The following is a 15,292-nucleotide window of genomic DNA, read 5'->3' as shown; positions in this document are numbered from 1 at the left end:
GGCACATGCCCCCCGGCCAAGCCGGCACGGCATGCTCACCGCGCTCCTGGTTTCGTCCATCCCCCGCACGAGAGAGGACGACACTATGGCCCGCAACAATTCCGCCCCCGCCGCATCCTTCGAGACGCTCGCCAGCGATCTCGACCAGAAGTTTGCCTACCCGGCTTCCAGCAAGACCTACCTGACCGGCAGCCGGCCCGATATCCGCGTGCCCTCGCGCACCATCCTGCAGACCGCCACGCGCACCGAGAAGGGCGAGATGGCCAACCCGCCGATCCCGGTCTACGACACCTCGGGTCCTTACAGCGATCCCGACGTGCATATCGACCTCAAGGCAGGCCTGCCTTCGGTGCGCGGCAAGTGGATCGAGGAGCGCGGCGACACGGAAATCCTGTCCGGCCTGTCCTCCGAGTACGGGCGCGCACGCGCCAACGATCCCGCCACGGCCCACCTGCGCTTCTCGCAACTGACCAATCCGCGCCGCGCCAAGGCCGGTGCCAATGTCTCCCAGATGCACTATGCGCGCCGCGGCATCGTCACGCCGGAGATGGAGTATGTTGCGCTGCGCGAATCGCTGAACCTGCAGGCGCTGTACGACAAGCCCGAGTACAAGGCGCTGCTGCGCCAGCACCCCGGCAACGCGCTGGGCGCCGGCCTGCCGCTGCGTCCGGAAGACATCACGCCCGAGTTCGTGCGCAAGGAAATCGCCGCCGGCCGCGCCATCATCCCCGCCAACATCAACCACACCGAACTGGAGCCGATGGCGATCGGGCGCAATTTCCGCGTCAAGATTAACGGCAACCTCGGCAATTCGGCCGTGACCTCCTCGCTGGCCGAGGAAGTGGAAAAGATGGTGTGGTCGATCCGCTGGGGCGCGGACACCATCATGGACCTGTCCACCGGCAAGCACATCCACGAAACGCGCGAATGGATCCTGCGCAATTCGCCGGTGCCGATCGGCACGGTGCCGATCTACCAGGCGCTGGACAAGACCGGTGGCATCGCCGAGGACCTGACCTGGGAGATGTTCCGCGACACGCTGATCGAGCAGGCCGAGCAGGGCGTGGACTACTTCACCATCCACGCCGGCGTGCTGCTGCGCTACGTGCCGCTGACCGCTGACCGCGTCACCGGCATCGTTTCGCGCGGCGGCTCGATCATGGCCAAGTGGTGCCTGGCCCACCATAAGGAAAACTTCCTGTACACGCACTTCGACGAGATCTGCGAGATCATGAAGGCGTACGACGTGTCGTTCAGCCTGGGCGACGGCCTGCGTCCGGGCTGCATCGCCGATTCCAACGACGATGCCCAGTTCGGCGAACTGCGCACCCTGGGCGAACTGACCGCCAAGGCGTGGCAGCACGACGTGCAGGTGATGATCGAAGGTCCGGGCCACGTGCCGCTGCAGCGCATCCAGGCCAATATGGACGAGGAGCTGAAGCACTGCTACGAAGCCCCGTTCTACACCCTGGGACCGCTGGTCACCGACATCGCGCCGGGCTACGACCATATCACCAGCGGCATCGGCGCCGCCAACATCGGCTGGATGGGCACCGCCATGCTGTGCTACGTCACGCCCAAGGAGCACCTGGGCCTGCCCGACAAGGAAGACGTGCGCGAAGGCATCATCACCTACAAGATCGCGGCGCACGCGGCCGATCTCGCCAAGGGCTGGCCGGGCGCGCAGCTGCGTGACAACGCGCTGTCCAAGGCCCGCTTCGAGTTCCGCTGGGAAGACCAGTTCAACCTCGGCCTCGATCCGGAGCGCGCGCGCTCGTACCACGATGCCACGCTGCCGGCCGAAGGCGCCAAGATCGCGCACTTCTGCTCGATGTGCGGCCCGAAGTTCTGCTCGATGAAGATCACGCAGGAAGTGCGCGACTACGCCGCCTCGCTGCCCGAGGCCGAGAAGGGCATGCAGGAGAAGTCGATCGAGTTCGTCAAGCAAGGCGGCAAGATCTACTCGTAAGGCTTCGGCCGACACGCCACGCGGGCATGCCCGCGATCCCGGAGCGGTCCGCGCGCCTGGCGCGCCGGCCGCTCCCAGATGCACAGGAGGCCGGCCGCGCGGCGCACAGGCGCCCGCGCGGCCGGCACAACGAATCCCATGACACAGCAGTCGTTTGATGTCGCCATTCTCGGCGCCGGCCTGTCCGGGCGCATCGCCGCCTGGTTGCTTTCACGCGCCGGCGCGCGCGTGGCCCTGGTCGAGCGCATGGGCCCGGATGGCGCGGGCTCGGCCGCCCACGTGGCGGCGGCCATGCTGGCCCCGCTGGCGGAATCCGCCATCGCCGAGCGCCGCATCGTCGAGCTGGGCATTGCCAGCGTCGACCTGTGGCGCGCCTGGGTGGCCGAGCTGCCCGAGCCGGTCTTCTTCCAGGAAGATGGCACGCTGGTCGTATGGCATGCGCGCGACCGCGCCGAGATGTCGCTGTTCACCAGCCGCGTGCGCGCGGTGGCGCCACCGGAACTGGTAGCCGAGCGCATGCGTGCGCTCGACGCGCGCGGCGTGGCCGAACTGGAGCCCGCGCTGGCGGGCCGCTTCCAGCAGGGCCTGCTGCTGGCCGGCGAGGGGCAGCTCGATAATCGCGGTGCCTTGCGCTCACTGCTTCACTGCGCGGTGGCCGAAGGCGTGCATTGCGTGTGGGAGGCTGGCGAAGTGGAGGCCGGAGACCTGCCCGGCCTGGGCATCCGCGCCGATGTGGTGCTCGATTGCCGTGGACTGGGAGCGCGCCGCGACTGGCCGGCCCAGGCCGCCGGTGGCATGCCCGGCCTGCGCGGCCTGCGCGGCGAGGTGGTGCGCGTGCATGCGCCCGAGGTCAAGCTGCACCGCCCGGTGCGCCTGCTGCACCCGCGCTATCCGATCTACATCGCGCCCAAGCCCAACGACCTCTATGTGATCGGCGCCACCGAGCTGGAAAGCGAGGATGATTCGCCGATGAGCGTGCGCTCCGCGCTGGAACTGCTGTCGGCGGCCTACTCGCTCGATCCGGCCTTCGGCGAGGCGCGCGTGCTGGAACTCAATGTGCAGCGGCGTCCCACGCGGCCAGACCACCTGCCGGCCATCCGTGTCGACCAGCAGGCGCGCGTGGTGCGCCTCAACGGCCTGTACCGGCATGGTTTCCTGATCGCCCCGGCGGTGACCGAGGCGGCTTGCGCCGTGGTGCGCGCGCTGCTGGGCGGGGATCCCGCCGCGCACGCCGTGCCGGCGGCGCTGCGCTGGCCCGGCATGATCGAGACCGATGCTTCCAGGCCGCTGGCCACGCTGCACTGACGCCGAATGGAAACCATGGAAATCCTGCTCAACGGCCGTCCCTTCGCCCTCGAAGCGCCGGCCACGCTGGCGGACGCGGCGACGCGCGCCGGCATCGCGCCGCCCTTCGCGGCGGCGCTGAACGGCAACTTCGTGCCGCGTGCCGCCCATGCGGCCACCGCGCTCGCCGCCGGCGACCGCGTCGATCTCGTGCAACCCGTGACGGGAGGCTGAACCGATGACATTGCAAGCAAGCCCCGCCGCGCGCGATCCCTTCGTGCTGTACGGCGAGACCTTTGACTCGCGCCTGCTGCTGGGCACCGCGCGCTATCCCTCGCCGGCCACGCTGCAGGCCGCAGTCGAGGCCTCCCATCCCGCCATGCTGACGGTGGCGCTGCGCCGCCAGGGCGCCGTCGGCGACGGCGAGGGCGGCCATGCCTTCTGGCAGATGCTCAAGTCGCTGGCGGTGCCGGTGCTGCCCAATACCGCCGGCTGCCTGGCGCCGCAGGAAGCGATCACCACCGCCATGATGGCGCGCGAGGTGTTCGAGACCGATTGGATCAAGCTCGAGCTGGTCGGCGACGACTACACGCTGCAGCCCGACACGCTGAACCTGCCGGCGGTTGCCGAGACCTTGATCAAGGAAGGCTTCAAGGTGCTGCCCTATTGCACCGAAGACCTGGTACTGTGCCGCCGCCTGCTCGACGTCGGCTGCCAGGCGCTGATGCCCTGGGCCGCACCCATCGGCACCGGCAAAGGCGCGGTCAACCCGCATGCGATGCGCGTGCTGCGCGAGCGCCTGCCCGATACGCCGCTGATCGTCGATGCCGGCCTGGGCCTGCCTTCGCATGCGGCCCAGGTGCTCGAATGGGGCTATGACGGCGTGCTGCTGAATACGGCGGTCGCGCAGGCGGCCTATCCGGTGGAGATGGCGCGCGCGTTCGCCCTGGCGGTGGCCGCGGGCCGCACTGCCTACCTGGCCGGTCCGATGCCGGAGCGCGAGATCGCGCAGGCCAGCACGCCGGTGGTCGGCATGCCGTTCTGGCATGCCACCGGCACGGGGGGCGCGGCATGAGCGCGCACGGCGTGCAGGCGGCGTGCGACGCCGCATTGCGCCAGCAGCTGCTGGCGCGCCACGGCGCCACCTTCGGCGCCGCCGACCAGGCCTGGCGCGCCTGGCGCCTGCAGGATGCGCCCGCGCTGCTGCAGGACCATGACGTGCTGCTGGCCGATGGCGAGGCCGAGCCGCCGGTGATCGCCCGCGTGGCGGCAGCCGGCGCGGTGCTGATCTGCAGCGAGCGCGAGGGCGGACAGTGGATCGACACCGTGCATTCGCCGATGGGCACCTGGGTGCTGGGCGCTGGCGCGGATAGTGACGCGCCGCATGGCCCCGGCTTCGTCGCCGTGCTGCTGGCCTGCCTGCAGATGCATTTCCCCGCCCATGACGCGCTTTGCCTGGCGCGAGCCTGGCGTACCGGCACGCTGGACTGGCCGGATGCCTTCGCGCGCTTCCCGCAGGTGCGCCATCCCGCGCTGGCCGCGCCCGACCAGTTGCCGCCCGCCTTCCCGCCGTGCCCCGCCCTGGGGCTGTACGCGGTGGTGCCCGACGCCGACTGGATCGAGCGCCTGGTCGCCCTGGCGGTGCCGACCGTGCAGCTGCGCTTCAAGTCGAACGACGTCCAGGCGGTGCAGCGCGAAGTCGAGCGCGCCGCGCTGGCCGCGCGCGGCTCCGCCTCGCGGCTGTTCATCAACGACCACTGGCGCATCGCCGTCGCCTGGCATGCCGCGCACGGCAACGACAGCGCGCGCAGCGGAATCTACGGCATCCACCTCGGCCAGGAAGACCTCGACGAGGCCGACCTCTACGCCCTGCGCGCCAGCGGCCTGCACCTGGGGGTGTCCACCCACGGCTACGCCGAGATGCTGCGCGTAGCGACGCTGCGGCCGAGCTACCTGGCGCTGGGCGCGATCTTCCCCACCACCACCAAGGTCATGCCCACCGCGCCGCAGGGCCTGGGCCGTTTCCAGGCCTATGTGCGCCTGATGCAGCCGGTGGTGCCCTCGCTGGTCGGCATCGGCGGTGTGGATGCCGCGCGCCTGCCGCAGGTGCTGGCGACGGGCGTCGGCAGCGCGGCCGTGGTGCGCGCGATCACCGAGGCGGCCGATGTGCCGGCCGCGGTGGCAAACCTGAAGGGGATGTTCCCGGCGGGGTAGGGCGGGGACTGGCGCTGGCCGGCATGGCTGGCATCGCGGGGGGGCGGGCCATACCGTTGGCTTTGATTCTGTGCTTGCGTGTTGGGCCACACCGCTGGCTTCGTTTGGGAGTGGCGCCTTGTTAGCCCACCCCTCTCCCCGGCCCTCTCCCCGTGAGGGGAGAGGGGGAACACCTGTTGGTTCTGTCGAGCGGCGCGGGTGCGCGTGTTGGCTCTCCCGATCGGCTTGGGCGCATCCGGATGGCTTCGCCCGGCGCGACGAGATTCGCTTCGCGCCGGTTCGCTCCCCTCTCCCGCTTGCGGGAGAGGGGCCGGGGGTGAGGGCAGGCGCCGGCAGGCCGTGGCGGCCTGGCTCACGCCATCGGTTTCGACCCGGCCTCATCCCGGCCTCATCCCTGTCTTCCCATGCCCTACCAGGTCCGCCTCGCCGCCATCGACGACCTCGCCGCCTTGCCGTCCATCGAGCGTGCCGCCGCTGCGCTGTTTCCTGCCGATGACCTGCCGCCCGCGCTGCGCGCGCAGACCTTGCCCGCGCAGGACCTGTGCGATGCCCAGCGGCAGGGCCGCTTGTGGGTGGCGCAGGCCGGCGACGGCACGGTGGCCGGTTTCGCGCTGGCGAGCCGGTCCGGCGCGCAGGCCTTCCTCGACGAGATGGACGTCCATCCGGCGCACGCCCGCCGCGGCATCGGCCGCGCGCTGGTGGCGGCGGTGGTGCAGTGGGCGCGCGCGCAGGGGCTGGTGTCGCTTGGGCTGACCACCTTCTCGCACCTGCCCTGGAACGCGCCGTTCTATGCGAGGCTGGGCTTCGTCGCGCTGGCACCGGCGGCGCTGTGCCCGCACTTGTCGGCGGCGCTCGCGGGCGAGGCCGCACTCGGTCTGCGCCGGCGCGTGGCGATGCGGCTGCCGCTGGACGCGGTCGCGGACTGACGGGGCGGGCCGCGGCGCCGCGCGGCAGCCGCTTCAGGCGCGCTCGCCGCGCGCCAGGATCTGGTACAGGTGGGAGCGCGGGATGCCGAGTGCGTGGGCGGCCTGCTTCTTGTTGCCGCCATGCCGCGTGATGGCCTGCAGCACGGCTTCGTGGGCCAGCGCGCGCAGCGGCGCGTCGGCCTGCGGCGTGGGCGGGGCGTCCACGGGCGCCGGTGCGTCCAGGGCGGTGGCGACCAGGGCGGTGGCGGGCGCCAGGCCGGCCGGCGGTGTTTCGGCCAGTACGGCGGCCAGGCTTCCCTCGCCGCGCGCGAAATCCGCCACGCGCAGCCGGTGGCCGTCGCAGAACACCAGCGCCTCCTCGATCTTCTGGCGCAGCTGGCGCACGTTGCCGGGCCAGCGCCGCGTCGCCAGGTGGCGCGCCACGTCGGGCGCGGTTTCCGGCACCGGCACCTGGTTGCGCTCGCATCAGGCACGCACGAAGTGCTGCAGCAGGGCGGGGATGTCCTCCAGCCGCTGGCCCAGCGCAGGCACGCGCAGCACGACGCCGCTCAGCCCCCCAATTCCACCAAGAGAGGCCTGATGTCCCGAGTGTCCCAGTTCGAAGCCGCCGTCAGCGGCCATGTTTCCTCCATCGCCATCGCCGCAGGCGCTACCATTGCGGCCGGCGACGTCCTGATGGTCATCGAGTCCATGAAGATGGAAATCCCGCTCGAGGCCGAGTCCGGGGGCGTCGTCAAGGCCATCCTGGTGCAGCCCGGCGACGCCGTCGCCGAGGGCCAGCCGGTGGTGGAGATCGAGTAAGGCGCCAGGCGCGCTGCGACGCCGTCCCGCGCGGGACGGCGCGCCCGTGTCCCAGGCAAGCCAAGCCAGCCATGCAGATGAGTTCCTACACCCTCCCCGAGATCGTGCCGGCAGCGCCGGGCACCTCCGACAAGCCCTACTTCGGCATCGACGTTCCGCTGATGCGCTATTTCGGCCTGCAGCCGGTCCGCATGGAGGAGGGCCTGTGCCATACGCGCCTGCCGGCGCATCCAGCGCTGGTGAACAGCCGTGGCGACGTGCATGGCGGCACGCTGATGGCCACGCTCGACTTCACGCTCAGCGGTGCCGCGCGCTCCCACGCGCCGCTGGAGACCGGTGTCATCACCATCGACATGTCCACCCATTTCCTTGCGGCGGCGCGTGGTGAGCTGACGCTGGAGGCACGCTGCATCCGCCGCGGCGCGCGCATCGCTTTCTGTGAGGGCGAGGTGAAGGACGCCGCCGGCAATGTGGTGTGCGTGGCGCGGGCAGCGTTCAAGCTGGTGCCGCTGTCCAGCGGCGGGGATTGAACGGGGGCAGGCTTGGTTCTCGTGCCCGCGTGCTCGATCACACCGTTGGTTCCGGTGTTGGGCTCGTGTGCTGGATCACACCGAGGGCTTCGCTGGATGTGGCGCCTTGCTAGACCACCCCTCACCCCCGCTTCCCCCCATGCGGGGAGAGGGAGCCAAGACCGTGTGCTTGGCGATTGGTGTTGGCGCATCTCGTCGGCTTCGTCCAGCGCGATGGCATTCGCGCCGCGCCGGTTGGCCCCCCTCTCCCGCTTGCGGGAGAGGGGCCGGGGGAGAGGGCTGGCGCCGGCCACCCGTGGCGGGTCGCATAGCCAGCACAGGCCTCGCCGATCCTGTCTGCGGGCGAGGCCGGCAGATCCCTCTTCCCCGCCGCTTCAGCCGGCCTTGACGTACCGTCGGTACACCTGCTCGAAACGCACCCGCTCCGTGATGCCGTAGTCTCCCGGCGCGTACTGCATCAGCCAGTCGCCGGCCTTGCCCGTCAGCACGTCGCCGCCGGCGCTGCGCGCGATGGCGAAGGGGGCGTTCATGGCCTTGGCCAGCACCGGGATCGGTTGGTTGCGGTAGGCGCCGTCCTCGCCATGCGCCAGCGGCGGCACGGCCTCATAGCGGGCGTCGAAGCGTTCGCGCGAGACGCACCAGCGGTCGCCGCCGGCACTGGCGACGATGGCGTCGCCCGGGCGGTAGCGGTTGGGGCCTTCGCGGCTGATCAGTTCTCCGGGCGCGGTGGCGAAGGCCACCGTCACCACTTCGTGCTTGACGTAGTGCGCGGCCTCGGGGTCATGGCGCAGGTCGATGTCGGTCAGGGTCTGCATGCGATGTTCCGTGCAAAAAAGATAGGGCTCAGCCGAGCGTGCGCGGGGCGAAGCCGTGGTTGAGCGGGCCGTTGCCGGCGCCGAGCCGCAGCCCGGCGCCGGCGGCGATGGCCTGGGCGACGAAGTCCAGGCCGCCGGCCACGGCGTCTTCCAGTGCCTGGCCGCGCGCGAGCTGCGCCGTCACCGCGGCAGCCAGCGTGCAGCCGGTGCCGTGCAGGTTGCGGGTGGCGATGCGCGGGTGGGTGAAGACGCGCACACGGCCGTCGGCATGCATCAGCAGGTCGTCCAGTCCTTGGTTCTCGGCGCCGTCTTCGAGGTGACCGCCCTTGAGCAGCACGGCGCGGCAGCCCATCGCCAGCAGTTCGCGCGCGGCGGCTTCCATCTCGGCGCGATGCGCGATGCGCCGGCCCAGCAGGTGGGAGGCTTCGGGCAGGTTCGGGGTGACCAGCATGGCGCGCGGGAACAGCTCGCGCACCATGGCCTCGGCGGTGGCGTCGTCGGACAGCGTGGCGCCCGAGGTGGCGATCATCACCGGGTCCACCACCAGCTTGCCGATACCGTGCCGGTCCACCGCCGCGGCCACGGCCTCCACGATGCCCGCGCTGCCCAGCATGCCTGTCTTGGCCGCATCGACGCCGATATCTCCAGCCACCGCATCGATCTGCGCGGCCACCATGGCCGGCGGGATGGCATGCACGCCGCTTACGCCGAGCGTGTTCTGCGCGGTGATCGCGGTGATCGCGCTCATGCCGTAGCAGCCGAGCGCGGCGAAGGTCTTGAGGTCGGCCTGGATGCCGGCGCCGCCGCCGGAGTCGGAGCCGGCGATGGTCAGGGCGCGGGGTGGCGAGAGGGGGCGAGGTGGCGTCGGATTCATGTCGGGCGTGCGTGCGGCGGCAGGCAAGGGCTGGCGGATGCCAGCAAAGAAATCGGATCCCGGCGGTGCGCACGGCCGCCGGGCACGCTACAATAGCGCCACTCCGAGGAGCGTTGCAACGGATCCGCCTCCTTTCCCCGGTGCCGGCCTGATACTTCCCTTTCAGGCCCGCCGCCAGGATTGGGCGCTTCCGCCAGGCTCGGACTGTCTTCAACGGCGCTCGCTGATCCGTGGTCTGCACGGAGGCGAGTCGACCCATGCGCACGCGCTGCATTCCGCGCCGTGCCGCCTTTCCCGCACTCGTCACCGTCGCCACTCTTCACCGGAGTGATACATGAACGCTGTGACCGAACTCAAGCAAGATTACGTGGTGGCCGACCTTGGCCTGGCCGGCTGGGGCCGCAAGGAAATCGCCATCGCCGAGACCGAAATGCCGGGCCTGATGGCCATCCGCGATGAATTCGCCGCCAGCCAGCCGCTCAAGGGCGCGCGCATCGCCGGTTCGCTGCACATGACCATCCAGACCGCGGTGCTGATCGAGACGCTGAAGGCACTCGGCGCCGATGTGCGCTGGGCTTCCTGCAACATCTTCTCGACCCAGGACCACGCCGCCGCCGCGATCGCCGCGGGCGGCACGCCGGTGTTCGCCTTCAAGGGCGAGTCGCTGAAAGAGTACTGGGACTTCACCCACCGCATCTTCGACTGGGCCGACGGCGGCACCCCGAACATGATCCTGGACGACGGCGGCGATGCCACGCTGCTGCTGCACCTGGGCGCGCGCGCCGAGCAGGACGCTTCGCTGATCGCCAAGCCGGGCAGCGAGGAAGAGACCTTCCTGTTCGCCGCGATCAAGGAAAAGCTGGCCCAGGACCCGTCGTGGTACAGCCGCAACCTGGCCGCCATCCGCGGCGTGACCGAGGAAACCACCACCGGTGTGCACCGCCTGTACCAGATGGCGCAGAAGGGTGAACTGCGCTTCCCGGCCATCAACGTCAACGACTCGGTGACCAAGAGCAAGTTCGACAACCTGTATGGCTGCCGCGAATCGCTGGTGGACGGCATCAAGCGCGCCACCGACGTGATGATCGCCGGCAAGGTCGCGGTGGTGGCCGGCTACGGCGACGTGGGCAAGGGCAGCGCGCAGGCGCTGCGCGCGCTCTCGGCCCAGGTCTGGGTGACCGAGATCGACCCGATCTGCGCGCTGCAGGCGGCGATGGAAGGCTATCGCGTGGTGACCATGGACTACGCGGCCGAGCATGGCGATATCTTCGTCACCTGCACCGGCAACTACCACGTGATCACGCATGAGCACATGGCCAAGATGAAGGACCAGGCCATCGTCTGCAATATCGGCCACTTCGACAACGAGATCGACATCGCCTCGATCGAGAAGTACCAGTGGGACGAGATCAAGCCCCAGGTCGACCACGTGGTGTTCCCCGCGGTCGGTGACAAGCCGAGCAAGAAGCTGATCATCCTGGCCAAGGGCCGCCTGGTGAACCTGGGCTGCGCCACCGGCCACCCGTCCTACGTGATGAGCAGCTCCTTCGCCAACCAGACCATCGCCCAGATCGAACTGTGGCAGGAGCGCGACAGCGGCAAGTACCCGGTCGGTGTCTATACGCTGCCCAAGCACCTGGACGAGAAGGTGGCGCGCCTGCAGCTGAAGAAGCTGAACGCGCAGCTGACCGAGCTGACCGAGCAGCAGGCGGCCTACATCGGCGTCAAGAAGGAAGGCCCGTACAAGGCCGACCACTACCGCTACTGATCCACACGGATCCGCCACGGATCCGTGCCAGCCGCACGTCCTGTTGCCGCGCCTGCGGCAGTGGGGCGGGGAGCGCGCAGGCGCTGCCGCGCGGCGGATGCGTCCGCCCCGCAGCGCCCGCCGCCTCCCCGATGCCCTCTCCGCTGCCGCGCCCGGCCGCGGAGGGGCTGGGAAACCCGAATCAAGGAGCCGCCATGAGATTGCTTGTCGTCTGGGTCATCAACGCCGTCGCGCTGTTCGTCCTGCCCTACCTGGTGCCGTCGATCTATATCCGCAGCTTCGGCTCGGCGATGCTGGCGGCGCTGGTGCTGGGCCTGGTCAATGCGCTGATCCGGCCGGTGCTGGTGATCCTGACGCTGCCGGTCACGCTGCTGACGCTGGGACTGTTCATCTTCGTCATCAACGCGCTGCTGTTCCTGTTCGTCGGCCGGCTGCTGTCGGGCTTCGTGGTCGAGGGCTTCGGCTCGGCGCTGCTCGGCTCGATCCTCTACAGCGTGATCTCCTGGCTGCTCGCCAGCCTGCTGCTGGGCGAACGCCGCGGCTACTGAAGCCACGCGCCCCGGTCCGGAACCTATCCGCGCGCCGCGCCAAAGGCGGCGCGCCACCATCATGCAAGACCGCTACTACAGCTTCGAATTCTTCCCGCCCAAGACGGCGGAAGGGCTGGAGAAACTGCGCAATACGCGCGCGCAGCTCGCGCCGCTCCAGCCCAAGTACATCTCCGTGACCTTCGGTGCCGGCGGCACCACGCAGCAGGGCACGCTCGATACCGTGCTGGAGATCCAGCGCGAGGGCACCGAGGCCGCGCCCCACCTGTCGTGCGTGGGCTCGTCGCGCGAGAGCATCCGCGCCATCCTGGAGGCCTACCGTGCCGGCGGCATCCGCCATATCGTCGCCCTGCGCGGCGACATGCCCTCGGGCATGGGCGAGATCGGCGAATTCCGCTATGCCAACGAGCTGGTGGAGTTCATCCGCGCCGAGACCGGCGACTGGTTCCACATCGAGGTGGCGGCCTACCCGGAATATCATCCGCAGGCGAAGTCGCCGCGCCACGACCTGGACAACTTCGTGCGCAAGGTCAAGGCTGGCGCCGATTCGGCCATCACCCAGTACTTCTACAACGCGGACGCCTATTTCCGCTTCGTCGACGACGCGCGTGCGCAGGGCGTGGAGGTGCCGATCGTGCCGGGCATCATGCCGATCACCAACTACTCGCAGCTGATGCGCTTCTCGGAGATGTGCGGTGCCGAAGTGCCGCGCTGGGTGGCCAAGCGCCTCGAGAGCTTCGGCGACGACCGCGAGTCGATCCGTGCCTTCGGCCTCGACGTGGTCACCGCGCTGTGCGAGCGCCTGCTCGCCGCCGGCGTGCCGGGCCTGCACTTCTACACCCTCAACGCGGCCGGCGCCACCAAGGCGATCTGGCAGCGCCTGAAGCTCTGAACGCGAAGCCGCCGCCATGGCCGCCGGCAAGGGCATGCGCCGACCGGACCCGTTCGTCGAGCACCTGCTCGACCTGATGGCGCCGCTGGCGGCGCGCGTCGGCCCGCTCAGCGCGCGCCGCATGTTCGGCGGGCACGGGCTGTTCTACGATGGCCTGATGTTCGCGCTGGTGGCCGGCGGGCGTTGCTACCTGAAGGCCGACGACGAGACCGCGCCGCGCTTCGCCGCGGCCGGCAGCGAACCCTTCCGCTACCAGACCGCCGCGCGCGAGGTCGCGCTGCGCCACTACCTGAGCCTGCCGCCGGCCTGCCTCGATTCGGCCGCCGAGATGACGCCGTGGGCGCGCATGGCGGTGGAGGCGGCGCTGCGCATGGAGAATGCCAAACGGCGCTGAGCGGCGCTGAGCGGCGCCCGGCGGGATTCGGCCCGCGTGCTCCGGCTCAGTCCAGCAGGTCGGCGTACTCGCCCTGCGCGTAGCCCTGGGCCTTGCTCCACGGCACGGTCCTGGGCAGTGCCAGCGCGCTCACGCGCGTGACCTTCTTCTGCGTGCCGCTGGCATTGCGCGTCTGCACCAGGCGCGGGTACTGGCCGGCCACGTCCCACTGCACCGTCACCTGTTCGTCGCCGCGCCGGGCGCGGTATTCCTGCACGCCGTCGCGCACCGGGCCGCTGGCCTTCATGGTCTTCAGCGCGGCCGGATCGAGCAGGTGGCTGGCGGTGGCCCAGGAGCCGTCGAAGCCGATATTGCCGTATTCGGCGCTGCCCACGGCCAAGGTCTTGCGCTGGTGGTCGTTGACCAGGCGCACCAGCAGCTTGCCGTCCGGCTTGCGCTCGATCCAGCGCGCCGCGGCGGATACGTCCATATGCTTGTGGCCCTTGTCGCCCTTGGCATGCTCGGCCTCGTCGTGCGCGCCGTGCGGCAGCTCGCGCTCGATCCACACCGTATCGGCGGTGCGGTAGACGCGCTCGCTGAAGGAGACGTCGCGCTGCACGCCGTCGCTGCCCAGCGAGGACAGTTCGTGCTGCACGCGCAGGGACAGCGGCTTGGATTGGTCCGCGGGCGCCGCCATGGCGCCGGCGGCGGCCAGCGCCAGCGCCGCGTGCGGGGCCAGGCGGGCCAGGGAGCGGATCGCTTGCTTCATCATCATCAATTCCGTGCAACAGGGGTGAGGCAGTGAAAATGCGCGCGCCGGCAGGGCCGGCGCGCGCAAGCCCGGCCGGGCACGAGCTGCCCGGCCGGCATGGAGGGCGGGATCAGAGTCCCAGGGCCGACTTGACCACGCCGAACACCTTGGTGTTGTCCAGCGTGCCCTTCAGCGCGGCGTTGCCCGGGCCGGAGGAGAACAGCATCACGTCGCCGCCGCCGTGCGTTTCCGAGCCGGGCGAGCCCATGTTCACGCCGACTTCCTGCAGGTAGTCGTTGGCGGTGGTGTCCACCAGCGCGGGATTGTCTCGCGTGGGCTTGCGCGGCGTGCCGCCGTTGCCGAATACCAGGGTGGTGTAGGGCATACCGTCCGCTGCCAGCGCGGTCTGCTTGGTCTTGATGTCGGTGACCGTGCCCAGGATCGGGTTGCCGCGGTGCGAGTAGCCGTTGATGGTCATGGTGTGGTCGTGGTCGGCGGTGACCACGACCAGCGTGTTCGACAGGTCCACCATGGACAGCGCGCGCTTGATGGCGTCGTCGAAGGCGATGGTGTCTTCCAGCGCGCGCTTGGCATTGGTGCCGTGCAGCGCGTGGTCGATGCGGCCGCCCTCGACCATCAGGAAGTAGCCGTTGCCGTTCTTCGACAGCGTCTCGATCGCCTTGGCGGTCATGTCGGCCAGGCTGGGCTGGGTCGCGCCTTCGCCCTTGCCGGCCACGCGGTCGATCTCGTACTCGAGGTGGCTGTTCGAGCTGAACAGGCCGACCAGCTTGCCGCCGCTGGCCTGCATCATCTCGTTGCGGGTCGACAGCACGGTGTAGCCCTTGGCCTGCAGTTCGGTCAGCAGGTTGCGCCCGTCGGCGCGGCCGCGCTTGTTGGTGGTGGCGTCGTACGGCGTCCAGTGGTTGCGGCCGCCGCCCATCAGCACGTCGACGCCGTCGAGCAGCGCCGCGTTGAAGCCGGCGCCGCCCGGCACCGCCTGTGCGGCGATGTCATATTGCGCGTCGCGGTGGCAGATGTGCGAGTAGGTCGCCGCCGGGGTGGCATGCGTCAGCTCGGTGGTGGTGATGGCGCCGACCGCCTTGCCGCGCGCCTTGGCCAGTTCCAGCAGCGTGGGCACCGACTTGCCGTTGGAGGGCAGGCAGTTGTTGATGGTCTTGTTGTTGTTGACATCAAGGCCGGGTGCCACCGCCTTGGTATCGGACGACATCGACAGCACTTCGTTGTTCATCTTGACGCCGGTCATGTAGGCCGCCATCGAGGGCGCGCTGTCGGTGGTCTGCGCGTCGTTCGAGAACGTCTTGATGCGCGCGGTGCGCTTGAGCGACTCCATGTTGAGCCTGCCGGTCTCGCCGTACTTGTAGATGCGCGAGGCGGTGACGGTGGTCGGGCCCATGCCGTCGCCCAGGAAGAAGATGACGTTCTTGGCCTCGCCGGCCGCTTGCGCGGGCAGGCTCAGGCAGGCGCCGGCGGCAGCCGCCAGCAGGCTGGTACGGATCGTGGTGTTCATGGTGTTATTCCGTGTGCAA

At 70.0% G+C, this 15,292-nt stretch carries 16 protein-coding genes, 1 pseudogene and 1 riboswitch; of the genes and pseudogenes, 12 read left to right on the top strand and 5 right to left on the bottom strand.

Annotated elements, in window-relative coordinates; genetic code table 11:
- Positions 1-85: 85 nt before the first annotated feature.
- From thiC to BKK79_RS09365, 6 genes are all read left to right on the top strand, one after another.
- Complete coding sequence (gene thiC, locus BKK79_RS09390; RefSeq protein WP_071010787.1) at positions 86-1,969, top strand: phosphomethylpyrimidine synthase ThiC; 1,884 nt, start codon at positions 86-88, stop codon at positions 1,967-1,969.
- Between the two features lie 138 nt (positions 1,970-2,107).
- On the top strand, positions 2,108-3,274 hold the full coding sequence (locus tag BKK79_RS09385; protein ID WP_071010788.1) for an FAD-dependent oxidoreductase: 1,167 nt from the start codon (positions 2,108-2,110) through the stop codon (positions 3,272-3,274).
- Positions 3,275-3,289: 15 nt separating this feature from the next.
- Positions 3,290-3,487 (top strand): sulfur carrier protein ThiS, encoded by a 198-nt coding sequence (gene thiS, locus BKK79_RS09380; protein ID WP_071010789.1) that lies wholly within the window; start codon positions 3,290-3,292, stop codon positions 3,485-3,487.
- Between the two features lie 4 nt (positions 3,488-3,491).
- Complete coding sequence (locus BKK79_RS09375; protein ID WP_071010790.1) at positions 3,492-4,328, top strand: thiazole synthase; 837 nt, start codon at positions 3,492-3,494, stop codon at positions 4,326-4,328.
- Positions 4,325-5,467 (top strand): thiamine phosphate synthase, encoded by a 1,143-nt coding sequence (locus BKK79_RS09370; protein WP_071037584.1) that lies wholly within the window; start codon positions 4,325-4,327, stop codon positions 5,465-5,467. Before BKK79_RS09375 ends, BKK79_RS09370 begins: the two co-directional genes overlap by 4 nt.
- Before the next feature lie 404 nt (positions 5,468-5,871).
- A complete protein-coding gene (locus BKK79_RS09365; protein WP_071010792.1) occupies positions 5,872-6,393 on the top strand; it encodes a GNAT family N-acetyltransferase in 522 nt (173 codons plus the stop codon).
- A 33-nt stretch (positions 6,394-6,426) separates the two neighbouring features.
- Here the strand turns inward: BKK79_RS09365 and BKK79_RS09360 are convergent.
- Positions 6,427-6,945, bottom strand: a pseudogene (locus BKK79_RS09360) (helix-turn-helix domain-containing protein); the annotation flags it as partial.
- Positions 6,946-6,972: 27 nt separating this feature from the next.
- On the opposite strand from BKK79_RS09360, the gene BKK79_RS09355 reads away from it, so the two are divergent.
- Both BKK79_RS09355 and BKK79_RS09350 read left to right on the top strand, forming a co-directional pair.
- Positions 6,973-7,194, top strand: a complete 222-nt coding sequence (locus tag BKK79_RS09355) for an acetyl-CoA carboxylase biotin carboxyl carrier protein subunit (RefSeq protein WP_335582914.1) — start codon at positions 6,973-6,975, stop codon at positions 7,192-7,194.
- A gap of 77 nt (positions 7,195-7,271) precedes the next feature.
- On the top strand, positions 7,272-7,724 hold the full coding sequence (locus BKK79_RS09350; RefSeq protein WP_071016002.1) for a PaaI family thioesterase: 453 nt from the start codon (positions 7,272-7,274) through the stop codon (positions 7,722-7,724).
- 374 nt (positions 7,725-8,098) lie between these two features.
- On the opposite strand, the gene BKK79_RS09345 is transcribed toward BKK79_RS09350, so the two are convergent.
- Both BKK79_RS09345 and thiD read right to left on the bottom strand, forming a co-directional pair.
- A complete protein-coding gene (locus tag BKK79_RS09345) occupies positions 8,099-8,539 on the bottom strand; it encodes a PGDYG domain-containing protein (protein ID WP_071010795.1) in 441 nt (146 codons plus the stop codon).
- 28 nt (positions 8,540-8,567) lie between these two features.
- Entirely contained in the window at positions 8,568-9,413 is an 846-nt protein-coding gene (gene thiD, locus BKK79_RS09340) for a bifunctional hydroxymethylpyrimidine kinase/phosphomethylpyrimidine kinase (RefSeq protein ID WP_071037582.1), read from the bottom strand.
- Positions 9,414-9,512: 99 nt separating this feature from the next.
- Positions 9,513-9,642, top strand: a riboswitch (S-adenosyl-L-homocysteine riboswitch).
- A gap of 105 nt (positions 9,643-9,747) precedes the next feature.
- On the opposite strand from thiD, the gene ahcY reads away from it, so the two are divergent.
- The 4 genes from ahcY to BKK79_RS09320 all read left to right on the top strand — a co-directional run bounded on the left by ahcY (position 9,748) and on the right by BKK79_RS09320 (position 13,015).
- The gene (gene ahcY, locus BKK79_RS09335; RefSeq protein ID WP_071037581.1) at positions 9,748-11,181 is read left to right on the top strand and encodes an adenosylhomocysteinase; all 1,434 of its coding nucleotides are present in this window, start codon (positions 9,748-9,750) and stop codon (positions 11,179-11,181) included.
- A gap of 194 nt (positions 11,182-11,375) precedes the next feature.
- On the top strand, positions 11,376-11,729 hold the full coding sequence (locus BKK79_RS09330; RefSeq protein WP_071010798.1) for a phage holin family protein: 354 nt from the start codon (positions 11,376-11,378) through the stop codon (positions 11,727-11,729).
- A gap of 61 nt (positions 11,730-11,790) precedes the next feature.
- On the top strand, positions 11,791-12,621 hold the full coding sequence (gene metF / locus BKK79_RS09325) for a methylenetetrahydrofolate reductase [NAD(P)H] (protein ID WP_071010799.1): 831 nt from the start codon (positions 11,791-11,793) through the stop codon (positions 12,619-12,621).
- A gap of 34 nt (positions 12,622-12,655) precedes the next feature.
- Positions 12,656-13,015 carry a TfoX/Sxy family protein gene (locus tag BKK79_RS09320; protein ID WP_071016004.1) on the top strand — a complete coding sequence of 120 codons (360 nt, stop codon included), beginning with the start codon at positions 12,656-12,658 and terminating at the stop codon, positions 13,013-13,015.
- A gap of 46 nt (positions 13,016-13,061) precedes the next feature.
- Here the strand turns inward: BKK79_RS09320 and BKK79_RS09315 are convergent, their stop codons facing one another.
- Together BKK79_RS09315 and BKK79_RS09310 are read right to left on the bottom strand one after the other, a co-directional pair.
- Positions 13,062-13,769 (bottom strand): hypothetical protein, encoded by a 708-nt coding sequence (locus BKK79_RS09315; RefSeq protein WP_084084621.1) that lies wholly within the window; start codon positions 13,767-13,769, stop codon positions 13,062-13,064.
- Between the two features lie 106 nt (positions 13,770-13,875).
- On the bottom strand, positions 13,876-15,273 hold the full coding sequence (locus BKK79_RS09310; RefSeq protein ID WP_071037580.1) for an alkaline phosphatase: 1,398 nt from the start codon (positions 15,271-15,273) through the stop codon (positions 13,876-13,878).
- Positions 15,274-15,292 lie beyond the last annotated feature (19 nt).

The sequence above is a fragment of the Cupriavidus sp. USMAA2-4 genome (genome assembly GCF_001854305.1).
GTDB lineage: Bacteria > Pseudomonadota > Gammaproteobacteria > Burkholderiales > Burkholderiaceae > Cupriavidus > Cupriavidus malaysiensis.
The sequence above is the reverse complement of the archived record's forward strand: the minus strand, read 5'-3'. Positions and strand labels throughout refer to the sequence as shown.